Origin of the sequence: Brenneria tiliae (assembly GCF_023347575.1) — a bacterium.
GTDB classification, from domain to species: Bacteria; Pseudomonadota; Gammaproteobacteria; order Enterobacterales; family Enterobacteriaceae; genus Brenneria; species Brenneria corticis.
Map to the genome: position 1 here is coordinate 48,425 of NZ_JAKPCB010000088.1, position 20,189 is coordinate 68,613.

A 20,189-nucleotide genomic window follows, 5' to 3' on the forward strand; every position below is an offset into this window, starting at 1 on the left:
AAGTGCTTCATCAATCATCAACTTTCTTCAATTCCATGCGTTTGATTTCACCTACCACCAGTAAGTAGCACAGCATTGCCATCAGTGCGGAAATACCGACAAAAACCAGCGCGCTGTTAAATGAATGCAGTTCTTTGACTAAATAACCGATAACCAGCGGGGTAACGATTGACGCAACGTTGCCAAAGACATTAAATACGCCGCCGCACAGGCCGATTATCTCTTTAGGCGCGGTATCGGAGATAACCGGCCAGCCCAATGCCCCGAATCCTTTGCCAAAGAATGCCAGCGCCATCAGTGAAACAACCACTACATTACTATCGGTGTAATTACAGAGAATAATGGTTGAAGCAAGCAGCATACCCAGCACGATAGGAATTTTACGCGCGGCGGTTAACGTGAAGCCGCGTTTCAGCAACATATCCGACACCACGCCGCCCAGCACGCCGCCGACAAAACCACACAGCGCCGGAATTGCCGCAATCAAACCCACTTTCAGAATAGACATGCCCTTTTCCGAAACCAAGTAAATGGGGAACCAGGTAAGGAAGAACCAGGTAATACTATTAATAAAGTATTGCCCCAGAAATACCCCCAGCATCATGCGGTTGGTAAGAAGCTGTTTAACATAGTTCCATTTAGGACCGTCTTTTTTGTCGCCCTCTTTTTTATGATCCATATCGACAACGGCGCCGCCTTTGGAAATATATTCCAACTCCTGCGGGCTGATACCGGGGTGATCGGTGGGGTTATGGATAAACTTAAGCCATATCGCGGTCAATACAAACCCTAATCCGCCCATCACCAGGAAAACATGTTCCCAACCCCATTGGTAGGTTAACCAGCCGAGGATCGGAGAGAAAATCGCCAGTGAGAAGTATTGGGCCGAATTGAAAATGGCGGATGCCGTACCGCGCTCCTTGGTCGGGAACCACGCGGCGGTGATACGGGCATTGGCGGGAAAAGACGGCGCTTCGGAAAATCCCAGCATAAAGCGCAGAGCAAAAAGGGTTAACGGAGCCCACACCAAAGGAACCCAATCCACAAATCCTTGCAGGAAGGTGAACAGGGACCAGAAGAAGATACTATAGGCATAAACCTTTTTGGAGCCGAAGCGGTCGAGCAACCAGCCGCCGGGTATCTGCATTACTAAATATGACCAGCCAAATGCGGAAAAAATATATCCCATATGCACCGCGTCCAGCTGTAACTCTTGCGCTACTGCCGAACCCGCTATCGACAATGTCGCGCGGTCCGCATAATTTATAGCCGTAACCGTAAATATGATTAATAGGATAATGTAACGAACATAAGTTTTTCTTGTTGTAAGAAGTGCATCGGAATTCATAAAATCCCCTTGGCTCTCGTTATTAGTATGTTAACTCAAATAAACCAACATCATGCCCGTCATTGAAAATTTGAGTATTTTTTAATAATTTGGATAAAGACTATTTTAATAAAATCTTGCATGACCATCTTTATCCGCAAAGATTTGGAAAACATCATCAGTATAAAAATAGCGCCGCCGAATAGCATTGTTAAAATGCACAACAATCAGCGCTTCATTACATCTATTTTATGGGTTACGCACAGAAAAAAGCGACCAACATCACATTATTGTCAGTGGCAGAGTTCATTTAAATAGGTAGAGTGAGACAGATCACAGTATATTGGCTATTCGCCAGATTATCGGTCGTTAAAAACAAAAAATACTATTCAATTGCACAATTCAGTGGGATTAAAAATCAGATACTATGTATATAAAATCCGTATTACCCCAACAATAAAAACTGATTTTCTGAAAATTAAGTATTTACTGGAGACGTTATGTCGCAGAACAAACAGAATTCCGCTCAGGCATTTTACATTAAAGTTCACAGTGATGATAATGTCGCCATCATTGTTAATGATAATGGTTTACGTGCCGGCACCCGATTTGATAACGGACTGGAATTAATTGAGCATATCCCCCAGGGGCACAAAGTCGCTCTGGTCAATATTGATAAGTCCGGCCCTATTATTCGCTACGGTGAAATCATCGGCTATGCGTTAAGAGATATTCCCCAGGGAAGCTGGATTGATGAATCGCTGGTGGAATTGCCCCAGGCCCCGGCGCTGGAAACCCTGCCGCTGGCCACCAAAGTCCCCGTCGCCCTTCCCCCGCTGGAAGGCTATACCTTTGAGGGCTACCGTAATCCCGACGGCAGCGTCGGTACGAAAAATCTTCTCGGTATTACCACCAGCGTACACTGCGTCGCCGGCGTGGTGGACTATGTGGTTAACATCATTGAACGGGATTTACTGCCCAGGTATCCGAACGTCGACGGCGTTGTGGCCCTCAATCATCTCTACGGCTGCGGCGTGGCCATCAATGCCCCGGCGGCGGTCGTCCCGATACGTACCATTCATAATCTGGCGCTGAATCCCAACTTTGGCGGCGAAGTGCTGGTTGTCGGCCTGGGGTGTGAAAAACTTCAACCCGAACGCCTGCTGGAAGGCACGCCCGACGTGCAGGCCATCTCGCTGGAAGACAGCAGCATCGTCCGTTTGCAGGATGAACATCACGTAGGCTTTAAATCGATGGTGGATGATATTCTGACCATGGCCGATCGGCATCTGCAGCGGTTGAACCAGCGCCGGCGTGAAACCTGCCCGGCATCCGAGCTGGTGGTCGGCATGCAGTGCGGCGGCAGCGACGCCTTTTCCGGCGTGACGGCAAACCCGGCGGTCGGATTCGCCTCCGATCTGCTGGTACGCTGCGGCGCGACGGTAATGTTTTCAGAAGTCACCGAAGTGCGCGACGCCATCCATTTACTGACGCCGCGGGCCGTTAACCAGGAGGTCGGCAAGCGTCTGCTGGAAGAGATGGCCTGGTATGACGCCTACCTCGAGAGCGGCCAAACCGACCGCAGCGCCAACCCGTCGCCCGGCAACAAGAAAGGCGGCCTGGCCAACGTGGTGGAAAAAGCGCTTGGCTCCATTGCCAAATCGGGCACCAGCCCCATTGTCGAAGTCCTGTCTCCGGGGCAGCGCCCGACCAAACGCGGCCTGATTTACGCGGCGACCCCGGCCAGCGACTTCGTTTGCGGCACGCAGCAGCTGGCTTCCGGCATCACCGTGCAGGTATTTACCACCGGCCGCGGCACGCCCTATGGCTTACTGGCGGTACCGGTCATTAAAATGGCGACCCGTACGGCGTTGGCAAAACGCTGGCACGATCTGATGGATATTGATGCCGGCACCATCGCCACGGGCGACGCGACGATTGAAGACGTCGGCTGGCAGCTGTTCCACTTTATTCTCGACATCGCCAGCGGCAGAAAGAAAACCTGGTCCGATCAATGGGGTATTCACAACGCCTTGGCGGTTTTCAACCCGGCGCCGGTAACCTGATTACGACATTATCTTCTTATGGCCGGAATATTTTCCGGCCATTTATTAAATCAACAAGCCTTTTTTGATCCATGATCAATTTAATAAAGATTCATATTTGAAAACCCGCCCCGAAAAAGCAAAAAAAACAACGCCCGGCAACATTTCACGCCAAATACGTAAAGAATCTCCTAATAAAATTTAACAAAACCAGCGTATCTCTCCGTTATTGAATATAGCTGCCATTGATGCTTAATCCTGTTAATCATTATCTTTAATCAATGAATTACTTATGATCAAATGAATTTATTGACAGCAGGATCCTCCCCATCATAAATTCATCCATAGCTGATAACCGGGTAATTGCATTCGGTAAACGATTATCAAATAGCGCAAAACAAATTCAGCGTACCCAATTGAATATCTTGAATTAATTTAAACAGCAATAAACTGCCGGGGTTTCCGATGCGATTAAATACGCCTGTCACACAGCAGGAGTATCTGTTGGATATGGATACGACGTTAATGTCCACCACAGATACTCACAGCCATATCACCTATGCCAACTCCGCATTTATCAACGTCAGCGGCTTTTCCGAGGAGGAATTAATCAGCCAGCCGCACAATATCGTGCGCCATCCGGATATGCCGGCCGAAGCCTTTGCCGATATGTGGTTTACCCTACAGCAAGGAGACAGCTGGACCGGGCTGGTAAAAAACAGGCGGTGCAATGGCGACCACTACTGGGTCCGCGCCAACGTTACCCCGGTTTATCATCACAATCAACTCACGGGTTATATCTCCGTGCGCAATACGCCAAGCGCCGATGAGATCAAATTTGCGGAACCCTTATATCAGGCCGTAAAGAAAAAGCAGGCCGGGCACCGTGGATTTTACAAGGGCTTAGTGGTTCGCTCCGGCATATTCGCCCCGCTGTCGATATTGCAGAAGCTGCCCGTGCGCTGGCGCCTGCGGATGGCGATTGTTGCCGCGGGAATGGTTCCCGCGCTGCTCTCTCTCGGCGGCATAAACCCGCTCTGGTCGCTGGCCGTAACGCTTGTTTTAATCTTTCTGCTGGATCTTTTTCTGCAACGGCAGATTGCCCAACCGCTGAAAATGCTGCTGAAACAGGCCCGACATATTGTTTCCGGCCGCAAAGGAGAGTCTCTGCGCCTGAACCGGGTGGATGAAATAGGTATGCTGCTGCGGGCAATCAACCAGTTCGGACTCAACCTGCACTCCCTGGTGGATGATGTCGGCGCTCAGGTGCAGGGAATGACCGATGTCAGCCAGCGGCTGGCCGCAAACAATAGCGCGCTGAATAGCCGCACGGAAGATACCTCCGCCAACCTGCAGCAGACGGCCGCGGCCATCGAGCAAATTACCGCGGCGGTGCGGCAAAGTTCTGAAACCGCCGTCCAGGCGACGCAGATGGCGGAAACCGCCAACCGCACCGCGGTAAAAGGCGGGGAGATTATGCAGGAAACCATCGGCATGATGGATTCCATTTCCGACGCCAGTAATAAAATCGTCGATATTATCAGCGTGATCGACAGTATTGCCTTTCAGACCAATATCCTCGCCCTGAATGCCGCCGTTGAAGCGGCCCGCGCCGGGGTGCAAGGCAAGGGATTCGCCGTGGTGGCCGCCGAAGTGCGCAATTTGGCGCAGCATTCCGCCTCGGCCGCCAAGGAGATCAAAGCGCTGATCGACGCCAACGTGGCCAGCGTCAAATCGGGCGGGCAGATGGTGGAAAATGCCGGCAGGCATATCAACGACATCGTGCAGGAAGTCCGCCAGGTTTCCACCATGATCAACGAGATCAGCCACGCCGCCGGCGAGCAGACTTCCGCGCTGGGCTTAATCAACACTTCCATTGCGCAGATTGAAGAAATGACCCAGCGCAATACGGATATGGTCGCCCAAGCCACCGAGGCGGCGGAAAGGCTGAATCGTCAGGCGATGCGCCTGAATAGCGCCATCAATGTCTATGGCGGGTAATCCGAGAAAAAACACACTTTGTTACATCTGACGTTGTTAACCTGACAAGATGGTTGGCATTTGGCGTCAAAACGCAGGCAAAGAAAAAACACAATCAGCCGATAATAAGTAAGTACATTGGGTACGCATTTATCAGGAGGAAAAATGTCGGACATAAGCGCAATTTCATCGGTGAGCGGTTCATCGACCAGCACTGAAAACTACGCGCAAAAAATCAGTAAATTAACCCAACAGCTTGAAAAGCTGACGGAGAAACTGGCGGACGTGACGAACTCTTCCGGCAGCGCGGAAGAGATTGAAACAGAAAGCCAAATGTTACAGGCGCAGATTCAAGCCATTCAGGCTCAGATTGCTCAGCTTCAGTCGGCGCAACAAGCTCAGCAAAGCGCGCAAGCACAGCAAAGCGTAGATGAAACAAACACCACCAGTACTCAGGCCGACGGCGTTAATCGCCCGACGGAAGAAAATCAGATCAATGTTTATATCTGAGTTCGAAAATAAGGCATGAGGTAACAATCATGCCTTATTATTACGCTTCAACGGCTTAACCAGCCCTTGCAGACCTTCTATCTTGATCGCCAGCGTCATTTGCATCAGTTCGCCCAGGCGTCCCTGGGGAAACTCGCCTTTACGGGCAAACCACAGCAGGTACTCTTCCGGCAGGTCGATCAGCGCCCGCCCCTGATACTTGCCAAACGGCATCGGCATATTGGCGATTTCAATCAGGTCTTCTTTTTCCACCGGCCTACTCCCCCAGCAAACGCATCATTTCAGCTTCGTCAATCACCGGGATCCCCAGCTCCTGCGCTTTGGTCAGCTTGGATCCCGCCGCTTCGCCGGCAATCACCATATCGGTTTTTTTCGATACGCTGCCGCTGACCCTGGCGCCCAGCGCCGTCAGCCGATCTTTGGCCTCATCGCGGGACAGAATACTCAGCGACCCGGTCAGCACCAGCGTCTTGCCGGCAAACGGACTGTCGATCGCTTCCGCCTTCACCGCCAGCGGTTGCGGCCAGTGGATATTGATGCCGTCGGGATCGACCAGTTCGCGGATCACCTGCTGGTTGTGCTCTTCCTCCAGGAAATGCCGCACGCGGGCGGCGACCACCTTGCCCACGTCGGGCACCTCCAGCAGCGACTCTTCATCCGCGGCGAACAGCGCCTCAAGCGAACCAAAATGCGCGGCCAGATTGGCGGCGGTCGCTTCTCCGACGTCGCGGATGCCCAGAGCAAACAGGAAGCGCGCCAGGGTGGTGCTTTTCGCCTTCTCCAGCGCGCCGACCAGATTCTGCGCCGACTTCGGCCCCATGCGGTCGAGACCGGTCAATATCCCGGCGCTGAGCCGGAAAAGGTCGGCCGGCGTTTTGACATACTCTTTTTCCACCAGTTGGTCGATGATTTTGTCGCCCAGGCCGTCGACGTCCAGCGCCCGGCGGGAAACAAAGTGCTTCAGGGCTTCTTTGCGCTGCGCCCCGCAAATCAGGCCGCCGGTGCAACGGGTGACCACCTCGCCCTCCACCCGCTCCACGTCGGAACCGCACACCGGGCAGACGTCGGGGAACACAATCGGCCGGGTATTTTCCGGCCGTTCCGTTTCCACCACGCCGACAATCTGCGGAATAACGTCGCCGGCGCGGCGCACCGTCACCCGGTCGCCGATGCGTAGGCCAAGCCGTTCGATTTCATCGGCGTTATGCAGCGTGGCGTTACTGACCATCACCCCCGCCACCGCCACCGGCTCCAGACGCGCCACCGGGGTAATCGCCCCGGTGCGGCCGACCTGAAATTCGACGTCGCGCACCCAGGTCAGCTGCTCCTGCGCCGGGAATTTAAACGCCACCGCCCAGCGCGGCGCGCGGGCGACATAGCCAAGGCGCGCCTGCAGCGCCAGATCGTCCACCTTGACCACCACGCCGTCGATATCGAAATCCAGCGCGCCGCGCGTCTGTTCGATATGGCGATAAAAATCGAGCACTTCCTCGCTGCCGGTACAGAGCTTGATACGGTCGCTGACCGGCAGTCCCCAGCGCCTGAATTGCATCAGGCGCTGCCAGTGGCTGTCCGGCAGTTCTCCGCCCTCCAGCAAACCGACGCCGTAGCAAAAAAAGGTCAGCGGACGTTTGGCGGTGATGCGGGGATCGAGCTGCCGCAGCGAGCCGGCCGCCGCGTTGCGGGGGTTGGCAAATACTTTGCCGCCGGTGCGCCGGGCTTCCTCGTTGAGTTTCTCGAAACCGCTGTGCTTCATAAACACTTCGCCGCGCACTTCCAGCCGGCGCGGAATGTTATCTCCCGCCAGGCGCAGCGGGATGGCGCCGACGGTGCGGATATTCGCGGTGATATTCTCGCCGGTGGCGCCGTCGCCGCGCGTGGCCGCGCGCGTCAGCACGCCGTCTTCGTACAGCAGGCTGACGGCCAGGCCGTCCAGCTTCAGCTCGCAGCAGAAGGTCAGATCGTCGCCGTTTTTCAGCCGGTCGCCGATGCGTTTGCTGAACGCCAGATAGCTCTCTTCGTCAAATACGTTATCCAGCGACAGCATCGGCACTTCGTGACGCACCTGCTCGAAGGCCGCCAGCGGCGCGGCGCCGACGCGCTGCGTCGGCGAGTCCGCCGTCACCAGTTGGGGATAGGCCTCTTCCAGGCTTTTCAGCTCACGCATTAGCCGATCGTATTCGGCGTCCGGGATTTCCGGCGCATCCTCCACGTGATACTTGTATTCATGATGACGCAATACGCTGCGCAACTCCGCTGCCCGCGAGCTTGCCTCGCGCACTTCGGCCGACTCTATATTCAATGGATTCATACTTATTTCAGTCAGTTATTCAGATTTACCGGCTTTAATGGCGTTAATAATATTGGTGGTGGAGCAGCCGTCTTCAAAATTCAGCACCCGGACCTCGCCGCCGTTGGCCCACACCTCTTCGCTGCCGGCGATTTCGTGCGGCTGATAATCGCCGCCTTTGACCAGAACATCCGGCAACACCTCGGCAATCAGACGCTGCGGGGTATCTTCCTCAAAGGGCACCACCCAGTCGACGGCTTCCAGCGCCCCCAGCACGATCATGCGCTGCGGCAGCGGATTAACCGGCCGGGTCGGCCCTTTCAGCCGTTTGGTCGACGCATCGCTGTTCACCGCCACAATCAGGCGATCGCCAAGCTTGCGGGCATTCGCCAGATAGGAAACGTGCCCCGCGTGCAGGATATCGAAACAGCCGTTGGTCATAACGATTTTTTCGCCGCGCTGCCGCGCCTGCGCCACCGCCTCTTTCAGCTGCGCTTCGCTCATTACGCCGAAGCCGGTTTCCGCGCGCCCGCGGATGGCGTTTTCCAGTTCGATGGGCGACACAGTTGAGGTCCCCAGCTTGCCCACCACCACGCCGGCGGCGGCGTTAGCGAGGAAACAGGCCTCTTCCAGCGAGTTGCCGGCGGCCAGCGCGGCGGCCAGCACGCCGATCACCGTATCTCCGGCGCCGGTCACGTCGTACACTTCCTGCGCCTGGGTCGGCAAATGCAGCGGCGCCTTGCCCGGCTGCAGCAGGGTCATCCCCTGCTCCGAGCGGGTGATCAGCAGGGCGGACAGCTGATAATCGGCCACCAGTTGCATCCCGCGGGACACCAGCTCATCTTCATTTTTGCAGCGTCCGGCCACCGCCTCGAATTCCGACAGGTTGGGCGTCAGCAGCGTCGCCCCGCGGTAGCGGGAAAAGTCGGTCCCTTTCGGGTCGATCAGCACCGGCACGCCCGCCGCTTTCGCCGTCTGGATCATGGTTTGCACGTGGACAAGCGCCCCTTTGGCGTAATCGGACAGCACCAGCGCGCCGATATTGGGCAGCGCCTGCTGGATACGCTCGATCATCGGCTGCGGATCGACGCCGCCGAAGCCTTCTTCAAAGTCCAGCCGGATCAGTTGCTGGTTACGGGATAATACGCGCAGTTTGGTGATGGTCGGATGCGTCGGCACCGAGACGAAATCGCACTTCACATTGACTTCGCCAAGTTTGCTGCTCAGGGCGCGGGCGGCGTCGTCAATCCCCGTCAGGCCGACCAGCCGCGAACCGGCCCCCAGAGAGGCGATATTCATCGCCACGTTCGCCGCCCCGCCGGGTCGCTCCTCGATGGTATCAACCTTGACCACCGGCACCGGCGCCTCCGGCGAAATGCGGCTGGTCGGGCCATACCAGTAGCGATCCAGCATCACATCCCCAACCACTAACACCCCCGCACGGCGGAAATCAGGCAGCGTAACTTTCATCCCATACTCCAAGCTCATTTTGCATAATGCGCGTAATAATATCACAGGCCCGATTATTACTATTAAAAAGCGCATCCCGGTTAAACAGAATGCGAGGCCTCTCTCAACCCAGCCATTTGTTCCAGCTGTGCTGCACCTGCCGACGTTCGGCGAGAAATTTATCCTGGCTCACGCGGCCGGCGATCTCCTGCAACGCCAGATGATGCAGCTCGTTGCGCAGCGTAACGTAAGCCAGCCGCAGGGCATGCGCCTCGCTCTCCTCCATCACGCCGTACCGCGCCATCATATCCAGGATGCGCACGTTATCCGACCAGCGGGTCAGGCGCGGCTCCCGCGGCGCATAGCGCAGCACCAGATACTGGACGATAAACTCGATATCGGTGATCCCGCCGGCGTCGGTCTTCAGGTCGAACAGCGTCTTGTCTTTATTCGCCAGATGCTGGCGCATCTTCTCGCGCATTGCGCGCACTTCGCCACGCAGTTTCTCCCCGTCGCGCTCGCGGCACAGGATGTGGCGGCGAATGTCTTCAAACTGCCGCTGTACGCCGCTCTCGCCGTAAACCATCCGCGCCCGCACCAGCGCCTGATGCTCCCAGGTCCAGGCTTCGTTGCGCTGATAGTCGTCAAAGGCTTCCACGGTGCTGACCAGCATCCCCGCCGCCCCCGACGGCCGCAGCCGCGCATCCACCTCATACAAAATCCCCGACGAGGTGCGGGTGCTGAACAGATGTATCACCCGCTGGGCCAGCCGCAGGTAAAACTGGCGGCCGTCGATGCTGCGCTCGCCGTCCGTCATCACCTCGGGCGGACAATCGTGCAGGAAAACCAGATCGAGATCGGAGCCGTAGCCCAGCTCCCAGCCCCCCAGCTTGCCGTAGGCGATCACCGCGAATCCGCGCCCCTCACGCTGCCGCAAATGGGCCGGCTGGCCGTAGCGCGCCGTCATCAGCCCCCAGGCCTGCTGTACCACCGCGGCGATGATGGCTTCGGCCAGGTAGGTTAAGTGATCGCTCACTTTCATCACCGGCAGCGCGCCGGCGATATCCCCGGCGGCAATACGCAGCAGCTGCGCCTGCTTGAACTGGCGCAGCGCTTCCAACTGCTGCTCTTCGTCCTCCTCCGGCACCCGAAGGAGATACTGCCGCAGCTCATCGGCATAGGCGTCCGGGGCGATGGGCTGATACAGGGTGGCGGAATCGAGCAGTTCATCGAGCAGCAGCGGATAGCGCGCCAGCTGGCCGGCCACCATCGGCGAGGCCGCGCACAGCCGGACCAGCTGCGCCAGCGCCGGACGCGATTCCAGCAGCAGCTCCAGGTAGGTGGTGCGGGTCACAATCCCCAGCAGCAGCGGCGTCAGGCGCGATAAAATGGTATCCGCATCCTGTCGGGCGCAGGCTTCCGCCAGCAGGTTGGGCATCAGTTGGTCGAGCACGTCGCGCCCGCGCGGGCCGATGGTGCGTTTCGCCACGTCGTGGCGAAACTCGATGACCGCGCGCAGCAGCTTCTCGCGCACGCTTTCCGTCAGGTGCGGCGTCAGCGACGCCAGATCGGCCTCATCCAGCCGGTCCTGCCACAGGCTGCGGTAGCTGGCGTGTTCGGGAATATCGTCGCTGTCCGGCGCATCATCGCCGATTAAATCGTCAAACACGCGCCGCACCGCCAGCATATGCCGCAGCAGCGCCTGATGCAGCTGCGCCCAGTCGGCGAATCCCATGCCCCAGGCCAGCCGCTGCCGATCGAGTTCGTCATCGGGCAGCGTTTGCGTTTGCTCGTCGGCTATCGCCTGCAGAAGATTTTCCAGACGGCGCAGAAAAAGGTACGCCTCGCTGAGTTCGCCGACCTGAGGCGGCGCCAATAGCCCCAGCTCGCCGATATGACGCAGCGTGGGCAACAGCGCCCGCTCCTGCAGCCCGGATTCGCGCCCGCCGCGGATCAGCTGAAAAACCTGGGTGATAAATTCGATTTCCCGAATACCGCCCGCCCCAAGCTTGATGTTGTTGCGCAAGTCGCGCCGGCGGACTTCGCGGGCGATCATGCCTTTCATATTGCGCAGCGACTGAATCACGCTGAAATCGATATAGCGGCGGAAAACAAAGGGCCGCAGCGTGCTGCGCAACTCCTGGCTGTAGGCGTCGTCCATGCCGCCCAGCAGGCGGGCTTTGACCATCGCATAGCGTTCCCAGTCCCGCCCCTGCTCCTGATAATAATCTTCCATGGCGGCGAAACTCAGCACCAGCGGGCCGCTGTCGCCGAACGGGCGCAGCCGCATATCCACGCGATAGACAAAGCCGTCCACCGTCGGCTGATCCAGCACTTTTATCAGCCGCTGGCCCAGGCGGGTGAAAAACTGCGCATTATCCAGCTCGCGGCGTCCACCCCGGGTCTGTCCGTTTTCCGGATAGACGAAAATCAGATCGATATCCGAGGAGAAGTTCAACTCGCCGCCGCCCAGTTTCCCCATTCCCAGGATCAGCAGCGGCTGGGCCGCGCCCTGCCCGTTGACCGGCGTTCCCCACTCCCGGCAGCAGGCCTGATACAGCCAGTCGCGGGCGGCGATAATCAGCGTTTCCGCCAGTTCGCTGAGCTGGCGCAGCGTCTGCTCCGTAGTGCTGGTGCGCAACGTCTGCGACCAGGCGATCCTCACCAGCATACGGCGACGGAACCGCCGCAATACCGCCATCAGCGCCGTTTCGTCATTGACCGCGGCCAGCGCCTGATTCAGCCAGTCGGAATAATGCCGCCACTCTTCCGGCCGCGGCGGCTGCCGATGGATCTCCCGCCACCAGTCGGGATAACGCGTCAGCGCGTCGCTGACGAAATCGCTCAGCGCCAATACGGCGAGATCGTCGTCCGCCGCCGGCGGGTAATCGGCGGCGGTTTCCCGCAAACGCGATAAAATCCGTTGAGACTGTTGCGCCAGTAACGGCGGCAAAGGAAGTAGCGGCATGGTGATTCCCTTGATCCGCCATCGCCGGCGGATAAATGCGGTTAACGGTTAGCCGGCGCTGTGCAGCCAGAATGGCGGCTGAGCCAACGCCTGTTTACGGCAGGCTTCCAGATAGGGCGACGGGGTGTGATCGACCGCCTGTTGCTCAATGGCCTGAATCAACGCGCGCCAGCGATCGATGTACGCTTCCGCCGGTTCCACCGGATAAGCGCCGGATAACAGCTGAAAGGCGCAAATATTGCGCTGCAGGCGCGGCAGTTGCTGTAAATATTGCACTTCGCTCAGCGTACTGGCGAACGTGCTTCTCAGATCGGCGGAACTGCGGCCCAGCATGATATCGGCGAAACGTTTGTAGGAGCCCTGCAGCCTGATGCGATCTTTGTTATCCATATAGTTAAGCCAGCCGGCTTCAACCAGCCATGAAGTAAGCGCCAGCTTACTTTGCAGATACTCCACGCCGTAGCATAGCTCTTGCGCATCCTCCGTCCTTTCGACGCCGGCCTCCAGATTGGCGAGGGCGGCGCGAAAAAGCGTCGTCACCTTACGCGACACCACCCCGCCCACCAGCACCAGCATCTCGCGGATCAGCGCGCCGGCCTGCGGCAGCGCGTGGCGGGCGTCGGCGTTGCCGCGCACCCAAAGCTCCTCATGGTACTGCCAGTGGCTCAGCGCATACTCCAGCGCCGCGCGGATCGCCTGATCGATGTTGGTTTTCGGTTCCACCACCAGGATGCCGAGCGGGCGGCACTCGCGGGGCGGGTTGCCCTGCGCCAGATGATAGCCGCGCGCGGCCTTGCTCAGGCTGCCCTGACGCAGGCCGCCGAATTCGGCGATCTCCTTCGCCAGCTCAAGCAGGTCCGAGGTCTGCCCCAGCTTGAGCTCCATCTCCAGTTCACACAGGGGTTCGCTCAGTTCGCCCGCGCGGATTTCACCCAGGTCAAGGGCGACCTCAATCACGCTTTGATGATAAGTGACCACCCACTTTTCACGGGTAAAATCGGTGCTGAACAGCGGCTTGAGCGACTGCTGGAGCGCCGCGGGATCGCAGTTTTCCGGCCAGATATCCGCCGGAAAAAGGGCCAGATCCAGCTCCGCCTTTTCCAGCGCCAGATTATATTCCGCATGCTGATGCAGCCCGCCGATGACGTTGCCGGCGGTTTTCGCCGTCATTTCGTAGCGCTCATTCTCGCCGCGGATGCGCAGCCCGATGCCATGTCGGCGCAGGAAGTTATCCGCCGTTTCATAGTAGCTATTGGTCAGCCGCAGGGCGCGCAGATGTTCGGAATGGCTGTACTCGCTCTGCCAGCCGGATAACTGCTGCCGTAGCGTATCAACGCCATCGGGATGCACAATAAATTTCAGTTCGATTTCTTCACTCATAATTTGCTACGCCGGGATCAATGTGAATGGCGTCAGTAAATAACATTTTACTTCACCTTGCCACCTTTGCCGCGCGCTCCGGTTTATCGCCCCCTTCGGGCCAGAGTAAGATAGTTCTCATTTCTGTTTAATCATTGCCTCGTCAGACTTAAGCCTCTACTATCGTCCCATAACTCACGCAACACGATGATCTTATGCAGAAATTAAGCCTGATTTGTTTTACCTTGATAACCTTCATTTTAAGCGGCGCGGCTCACGCCGAAGAAAAACGCTATGTTTCCGATGAGTTGCTGACCTATATCCATAGCGGACCGGGTAATCAATACCGCATCATCGGCACGCTGAACGCCGGCGATCAAGTCACGGTGCTCAGCGTTAACCAGGGGGCGGGCTATGCGCAAATCCGCGATGACAAAAACCGCACCAGTTGGATCCCGCTCGCTCAGCTCAGCGAAACGCCCAGCCTGCGCACCCGCGTTCCCGAACTGGAAAGCCAGGTAAAGGATCTGACGGAAAAACTGCACAATATCGATCAGACCTGGAACCAGCGCACGGCGGATATGCAGCAGAAAGTCGCCGCCAGCGACGATATTATCAACGGATTACGCGGCGAAAATGCGGAATTGAAGAATCAGCTTATCGTGGCGCAGAAGAAAGTCAGCGCCGCCAATGTCCAGCTTGACGACAAACAGCGCACCATCATTCTGCAATGGTTTATGTACGGCGGCGGCGTGGCGGGCATCGGACTATTGCTGGGCCTGCTGCTGCCGCACATTATCCCGCGCAGAAAGAAAAACGACCGCTGGATGGGTTAAGAGCGATGCCTGCCTGCGAAGGCATTTTTACCGGCGGTCAATAACGCATCAAAGATGTTAATATGTAGTGAATACCATCGCATACTCAGGAGTCCGACGTTGAATATTTATCTTGTCGGCGGCGCCGTACGAGACAGTCTGCTTAACTTGCCGGTCACCGAGAAGGACTGGGTGGTGGTCGGCGCCACGCCGCAACAGCTGTTGGCGCAGGGTTATCAACAGGTCGGCAGGGATTTTCCGGTCTTTTTGCACCCGCAAAGCCGCGATGAATATGCGCTGGCCCGCACCGAACGAAAATCCGGCAGCGGCTACACCGGGTTTGTCTGCCATGCCGCCCCCGACGTGACGCTGGAACAGGATTTACTGCGCCGGGATCTGACCATTAACGCCATCGCCCGCAGCGAACAGGGCGAGCTGATCGATCCCTATCACGGCCGCCGCGACCTGGAAAACCGCCTGCTGCGCCACGTCTCCGACGCGTTCAGCGAAGATCCGCTCAGGGTGCTGCGCGTGGCGCGTTTCGCCGCCCGTTTCGCCAACCTGGGTTTTCGCATCGCCGAAGAAACCATGGCGCTGATGAGCAAAATGACGCGCGACGGCGAGCTCGCCTACCTGACGCCGGAGCGCGTCTGGAAAGAGACAGAGAAAGCGCTCGCCACCGACAGCCCCCAGGTCTATTTCCAGGTGCTCAGAGAGTGCGGCGCGCTGGCGGTGCTGTTTCCTGAAATCGATAAGCTGTATGGCGTTCCGGCGCCGGCCAAATGGCACCCGGAAATTGATACCGGCATCCATACCCTGATGACGCTGGCGGTCGCCGCCCGCCTCAGCCCGGATATCGACGTGCGCTTCGCCGCCCTGTGCCACGATCTCGGCAAGGGGCTGACGCCGCCGGAGCTGTGGCCCCGCCATCACGGCCACGGTCCGGCGGGGGTTAAGCTGGTGGAGGCGCTGTGCCAGCGTTTGCGCATTCCCAATCATATTCGCGATCTGGCGAAACTGGTGGCGGAATACCATGACCTGATTCATACCGTCCAGGCGCTACAGCCCAAAACCTTGCTGAAACTGTTTGATGCCCTCGACGTCTGGCGCAAGCCGCAGCGGCTGGAGCAATTGGCGCTCAGCAGCGAGGCCGACGCCCGCGGCCGCACCGGCTTTGAAGAGAGTCCTTATCCGCAGGGCGATTATCTGCGCCAGGCGTTTCGGGTCGCCAGCGGCGTCGCCAGCGCCGAGGTCGTCGCCGACGGCCATCAGGGCATTGAGGTCCGCAACGAACTCAACCGCCGCCGCCGCAGGGCGCTGGAGCAGTGGAAAGCGCAGCAGGACGCTTCTCCCCCTGGCAAGGGGAGGAGTTAGCTCCTACAAAAACACCACGTACACCGCCGCCGCCACAAAGAAGCGATAGATAGCGAACGGCACGAAAGAGATACGTTTGATAATCTGCAAGAAGGTTTTAATGGCGATCAGCGCCACTACAAAGGCGGTCACAAAGCCGACGGCGAACATCGGCAGGTCGGCCAATGACAGAAAATGCCAGCTCTTGTACAGATCCAGCACCGTCGCCCCCATCATCATCGGAACCGCCAGAATAAAAGAGAACTCCGACGCCGCATAGCGGCTGACGCCCATCAGCATCCCGCCGGAGATGGTGGCGCCGGAGCGCGAAAACCCCGGCCACAGCGCCAGACACTGGAAACAGCCGATGATAAAGGCCTGGCGATGAGTGATATCGTCCAGCCCCACCGCCCGCGGCTGTTTGGGTTTTAACCACTCCGCCGCCAGCAGCAGAAAGCCCCCGACAACCAGCGCATACATCACATTTTTGGGATCAAACAGCGATTTGATAACGTCGTGAAAAACCAGCCCCAGCACCACCGCCGGGATCATTCCCAACAGGATATGCGTCAGTTTCAGACGCCCCGCCGTTTGTCCTTCATGCGGCACCTGACCGAAATGAATGCCGATCAGGCCGAACAGGCGGCGCCAGAACATCGCCACCACCGCCAGAATCGAACCCAGCTGGATAATCACCTCAAAGGTTTTGGCCTTGTCATCGGCAAATCCCAGCCAGTGTCCGACAATAATCATGTGCCCGGTGGAAGAAACCGGCAAAAACTCGGTAAGCCCTTCAACCACTCCAAGAATAAATGCGATTAACAACGAATGCAGGTCCGTCATCTAAACTCCCTTACCGCCATAAAAAAACGGCTGCGCCACCCAGCGAGCCGCTATAAGCCCCATAGACCCGGTAGATTACCGCTTAGTAACTCGTAAATCATTATTAACGCTGCTAAATCAGATTTATCGTCTGCCGCGCTCAATCACCACGCCAACCTGACGCGCCTGCGCCACGGCGCCCGGCTTGGCGACCTTGATGCGCAGCCAGGGGATCGGAAAACGCTGCATCAGCATCTGCGCCACCTCCTCCGCGACGCGCTCGACCAGCGCAAAGCGCTGTCCGGCCACCAGCGCAATCACCGCTTCGCTGACGTCGGCATAGCTTAAACAGTCATTAACGTCATCGCTGGCCGCCGCCTGACGGTTATCCCATCCCATTTCGATATCGAACACCAGCTTCTGCTGAATCGTCTGTTCCCAATCGTAAACACCAATGGTGGTAATTACGCCAAGCTCTTCAATAAATACGATATCCATCACGCCGTTCTCTGTTTTTGTCGTTGTCGGATACCACTTCCGACGGAATATGCGTATTATCCACAGATGCGAAGAGTAAAACGACCCTTATTAAACGGAACCGCGTTATGAGTGCAATCGCGCTTGGCATGATAGTAATCGCGTATCTGTGCGGCTCGATTTCCAGCGCGATTCTGGTCTGCCGGATCGCCGGGCTGCCGGATCCCCGCAAGCATGGTTCAGGAAATCCTGGCGCCACCAACGTACTGCGTATCGGCGGCAAGTCCGCCGCGGCCGCGGTGCTGGTCTTCGATATCCTGAAAGGAATGCTGCCCGTCTGGGCGGCTTATGCGCTGGGCATTCCCCCGCTGTACCTCGGGCTGACCGCCATCGCCGCCTGTCTCGGCCATATCTATCCGGTCTTTTTTCGTTTTCGCGGCGGCAAAGGCGTCGCCACCGCCCTCGGCGCCATTGCGCCAATCGGCTGGGACCTCACCGGCCTGATGACCGGCACCTGGCTGCTTACCGTGCTGCTCAGCGGCTATTCGTCGCTCGGGGCGATTATCAGCGCGCTTATCGCGCCGTTCTACGTCTGGTGGTTTAAGCCGCAGTTCACTTTCCCGGTCGCCATGCTCTCCTGCCTGATACTGATGCGCCATCACGACAATATTCAGCGTTTGTGGCGCGGGCAGGAAAGTAAAATCTGGAATAAGCTGCGCAGAAAAAAACAGCCCCCCGACGGCGAGCGCTGATGCGCGGTAAACACCGCGACAAAAGCTAGCCGGACAAGCGTGGCGACGCGCCCGCGGCTTTACCCGTCCTCCTAAAAATCGGCGACTTTCTCTGTGAGTTGGCTATAATGACCGGCACTCCATTTCAGCTTTAAAGAGAAGGAAAGCGACATGAGTCTGAACAATGTCCCGGCAGGTAAAGATCTACCGGAAGATATCTACGTAGTTATTGAAATCCCCGCTAACGCCGATCCGATCAAATACGAGATTGATAAGGATACGGGCGAGCTGTTTGTAGACCGTTTCATGTCTACCGCCATGTTCTACCCATGTAACTATGGCTACATCAACCACACGCTGTCGCTGGATGGCGATCCGGTTGACGTGCTGGTGCCGACCCCTTATCCGTTACAGCCTGGCGCCGTCATTCGCTGCCGCCCGGTCGGCGTGCTGAAAATGACCGACGAAGCCGGCGAGGATGCCAAGCTGGTCGCCGTTCCGCATAGCAAGCTGACCAAAGAGTACGATCACATTAAAGACGTTAACGACCTGCCGGAATTGCTGCGCGCGCAAATCGGCCATTTCTTTGAACACTACAAAGATCTGGAAAAAGGCAAGTGGGTTAAAGTCGAAGGCTGGGATAACGCCGCAGCCGCCAAAGCGGAAATCGTCGCCTCTTTCGAACGCGCCAAGAAGTAAGCCTCCTCGTAAAAGCGAAAACACCACTTTTCCTCCATCATGCCGGCGTAAGCCGGCATGCATTGCGAAATATCTCTCGCCGCGCAATATCATCGCACTTAACGTCATCTCATCCGTTTCAGAGGATAGCGCTGCGCATAACCATTTTTTAGTTTTTATATTAAAAATATACGTGCTAAGCGAGATTTTATATCGTTAATAATTAAATACCCTATGCAATACCAATCTTTTACTTTGACAATATCGGCGACCTCTTACAACGTAAACCTTCACGTTAATCCAGGCGGTTCGTCTTAATCTCCCGCTGAGCTTTTAGGCATTTAACTACGGATAAACAGGCGGTTTTATGAATTACGGAGATGTTTTAGCACGGCGCTTTCTGCGTCCGGTCATCGCGTTGATGGCGCTGGGAATATTCAGTCAGGCATTGGCGGAGACACCGCCCCTCAAGCAGTTGAATATCGGCTTTCAAAAAGCCAATATTCTGGCGCTGCTCAAATCCCGCGGCACGCTCGACGAAGCGTTGAAACAGAAGGGCATCGCGACCCGCTGGATCGAGTTTCCCGCCGGTCCGCAGATGCTGGAGGGGCTCAACGTCGGCAGTATCGACCTCGCCGCCACCGGCGACGCTCCCCCCGCCTTCGCCCAGGCGGCCAAAGCGGATTTAATTTATCTGGCGCACAACATCCCCAATCCAAAGACCGAAGCGATCGTGGTGCCGAAAGAGTCGACGGTGCAAAACGTAAAAGATCTTAAAGGCAAGCGGGTGGCCCTTAATAAGGGGTCGGATGTGAATTATCTGCTTATTGAGGCGCTGAAAAAAGCCGGGCTGGCCTATACCGATATCACGCCGGTCTACCTGACGCCCAGCGATGCGCGGGCGGCATTCCAGAACGGCAGCATCGATGCCTGGGTAATCTGGGACCCGTTTTATGCGGAGGTTGAAACCAACGCCGGCGCGCGCCGGCTTCAGGATGCCGAAGGTCTTGTACCGCACTACACCTTCTATCTCGCCAGCCGGCGATTCGCCGAGGACCATCCCGACATCGCCAAGTTGGTCATCGAACAGCTCACGCAGCTGAGCGTTTGGGCCAACGATAATCATGACGAAGTGGCGCGGGTGCTGTCGCAAAGTACCGGCCTGCCGCAACCGATATGGCTGCGGGCGCTGGCGCGTATGCCTTTCGGTACGCAACGCATAACCGATGACGTTATTCGCCAGCAGCAGACGCTGGCCGATACCTTTACCGGCGTAGGTTTGATTCCGGTGAAAGTCGACGTCGACCAGGCTCGCTGGTCGCAGGATAAACCTCAGGGCGCTAACCCATAACGGTGTAATACAGCGGATGGCGTTGCCGCGGTTA

At 57.2% G+C, this 20,189-nt stretch carries 16 protein-coding genes; 8 read left to right on the forward strand and 8 right to left on the reverse strand.

Annotation, left to right across the window (positions count from 1 at the left end; all coding sequences use genetic code 11):
- Positions 1 to 10: 10 nt before the first annotated feature.
- A complete protein-coding gene (locus MFP24_RS03465; RefSeq protein ID WP_249229234.1) occupies positions 11 to 1,348 on the reverse strand; it encodes an MFS transporter in 1,338 nt (445 codons plus the stop codon).
- Between the two features lie 479 nt (positions 1,349 to 1,827).
- Between MFP24_RS03465 and garD the strand changes: the two genes are divergently transcribed.
- The 3 genes from garD to MFP24_RS03480 all read left to right on the forward strand — a co-directional run bounded on the left by garD (position 1,828) and on the right by MFP24_RS03480 (position 5,862).
- Complete coding sequence (garD, locus tag MFP24_RS03470; RefSeq protein ID WP_249229233.1) at positions 1,828 to 3,393, forward strand: galactarate dehydratase; 1,566 nt, start codon at positions 1,828 to 1,830, stop codon at positions 3,391 to 3,393.
- A gap of 444 nt (positions 3,394 to 3,837) precedes the next feature.
- Positions 3,838 to 5,373, forward strand: a complete 1,536-nt coding sequence (locus tag MFP24_RS03475; protein WP_249229232.1) for a methyl-accepting chemotaxis protein — start codon at positions 3,838 to 3,840, stop codon at positions 5,371 to 5,373.
- Positions 5,374 to 5,517: 144 nt separating this feature from the next.
- Positions 5,518 to 5,862, forward strand: coding sequence for a FlxA-like family protein (locus tag MFP24_RS03480; RefSeq protein WP_249229231.1), 345 nt, complete (start codon positions 5,518 to 5,520; stop codon positions 5,860 to 5,862).
- Between the two features lie 27 nt (positions 5,863 to 5,889).
- On the opposite strand, the gene MFP24_RS03485 is transcribed toward MFP24_RS03480, so the two are convergent.
- From MFP24_RS03485 to MFP24_RS03505, 5 genes are all read right to left on the reverse strand, one after another.
- The gene (locus MFP24_RS03485) at positions 5,890 to 6,114 is read right to left on the reverse strand and encodes a DUF3820 family protein (RefSeq protein ID WP_009111592.1); all 225 of its coding nucleotides are present in this window, start codon (positions 6,112 to 6,114) and stop codon (positions 5,890 to 5,892) included.
- 4 nt (positions 6,115 to 6,118) lie between these two features.
- On the reverse strand, positions 6,119 to 8,173 hold the full coding sequence (gene ligA / locus MFP24_RS03490; protein WP_249229230.1) for an NAD-dependent DNA ligase LigA: 2,055 nt from the start codon (positions 8,171 to 8,173) through the stop codon (positions 6,119 to 6,121).
- 15 nt (positions 8,174 to 8,188) lie between these two features.
- Positions 8,189 to 9,622 carry a bifunctional D-glycero-beta-D-manno-heptose-7-phosphate kinase/D-glycero-beta-D-manno-heptose 1-phosphate adenylyltransferase HldE gene (gene hldE, locus MFP24_RS03495; protein ID WP_249229229.1) on the reverse strand — a complete coding sequence of 478 codons (1,434 nt, stop codon included), beginning with the start codon at positions 9,620 to 9,622 and terminating at the stop codon, positions 8,189 to 8,191.
- Positions 9,623 to 9,725: 103 nt separating this feature from the next.
- Positions 9,726 to 12,569 carry a bifunctional [glutamate--ammonia ligase]-adenylyl-L-tyrosine phosphorylase/[glutamate--ammonia-ligase] adenylyltransferase gene (gene glnE, locus MFP24_RS03500; protein ID WP_249229228.1) on the reverse strand — a complete coding sequence of 948 codons (2,844 nt, stop codon included), beginning with the start codon at positions 12,567 to 12,569 and terminating at the stop codon, positions 9,726 to 9,728.
- 48 nt (positions 12,570 to 12,617) lie between these two features.
- Complete coding sequence (locus MFP24_RS03505; protein ID WP_249229227.1) at positions 12,618 to 13,949, reverse strand: CYTH domain-containing protein; 1,332 nt, start codon at positions 13,947 to 13,949, stop codon at positions 12,618 to 12,620.
- A gap of 194 nt (positions 13,950 to 14,143) precedes the next feature.
- Between MFP24_RS03505 and MFP24_RS03510 the strand changes: the two genes are divergently transcribed.
- Both MFP24_RS03510 and MFP24_RS03515 read left to right on the forward strand, forming a co-directional pair.
- Positions 14,144 to 14,764, forward strand: a complete 621-nt coding sequence (locus tag MFP24_RS03510) for a TIGR04211 family SH3 domain-containing protein (protein WP_249229226.1) — start codon at positions 14,144 to 14,146, stop codon at positions 14,762 to 14,764.
- Positions 14,765 to 14,863: 99 nt separating this feature from the next.
- Positions 14,864 to 16,117 carry a multifunctional CCA addition/repair protein gene (locus MFP24_RS03515; RefSeq protein WP_249229225.1) on the forward strand — a complete coding sequence of 418 codons (1,254 nt, stop codon included), beginning with the start codon at positions 14,864 to 14,866 and terminating at the stop codon, positions 16,115 to 16,117.
- Between the two features lie 3 nt (positions 16,118 to 16,120).
- Here the strand turns inward: MFP24_RS03515 and bacA are convergent, their stop codons facing one another.
- Positions 16,121 to 16,939, reverse strand: coding sequence for an undecaprenyl-diphosphate phosphatase (gene bacA / locus MFP24_RS03520; RefSeq protein WP_249229224.1), 819 nt, complete (start codon positions 16,937 to 16,939; stop codon positions 16,121 to 16,123).
- 123 nt (positions 16,940 to 17,062) lie between these two features.
- Positions 17,063 to 17,416 carry a bifunctional dihydroneopterin aldolase/7,8-dihydroneopterin epimerase gene (gene folB / locus MFP24_RS03525; RefSeq protein ID WP_249229223.1) on the reverse strand — a complete coding sequence of 118 codons (354 nt, stop codon included), beginning with the start codon at positions 17,414 to 17,416 and terminating at the stop codon, positions 17,063 to 17,065.
- Positions 17,417 to 17,523: 107 nt separating this feature from the next.
- On the opposite strand from folB, the gene plsY reads away from it, so the two are divergent.
- The 3 genes from plsY to MFP24_RS03540 all read left to right on the forward strand — a co-directional run bounded on the left by plsY (position 17,524) and on the right by MFP24_RS03540 (position 20,155).
- Complete coding sequence (gene plsY / locus MFP24_RS03530; protein ID WP_249229222.1) at positions 17,524 to 18,147, forward strand: glycerol-3-phosphate 1-O-acyltransferase PlsY; 624 nt, start codon at positions 17,524 to 17,526, stop codon at positions 18,145 to 18,147.
- Between the two features lie 150 nt (positions 18,148 to 18,297).
- On the forward strand, positions 18,298 to 18,825 hold the full coding sequence (gene ppa / locus MFP24_RS03535) for an inorganic diphosphatase (protein ID WP_249229221.1): 528 nt from the start codon (positions 18,298 to 18,300) through the stop codon (positions 18,823 to 18,825).
- Between the two features lie 346 nt (positions 18,826 to 19,171).
- Positions 19,172 to 20,155, forward strand: a complete 984-nt coding sequence (locus MFP24_RS03540; RefSeq protein WP_407061973.1) for a sulfonate ABC transporter substrate-binding protein — start codon at positions 19,172 to 19,174, stop codon at positions 20,153 to 20,155.
- The last annotated feature ends 34 nt before the right edge of the window (positions 20,156 to 20,189 follow it).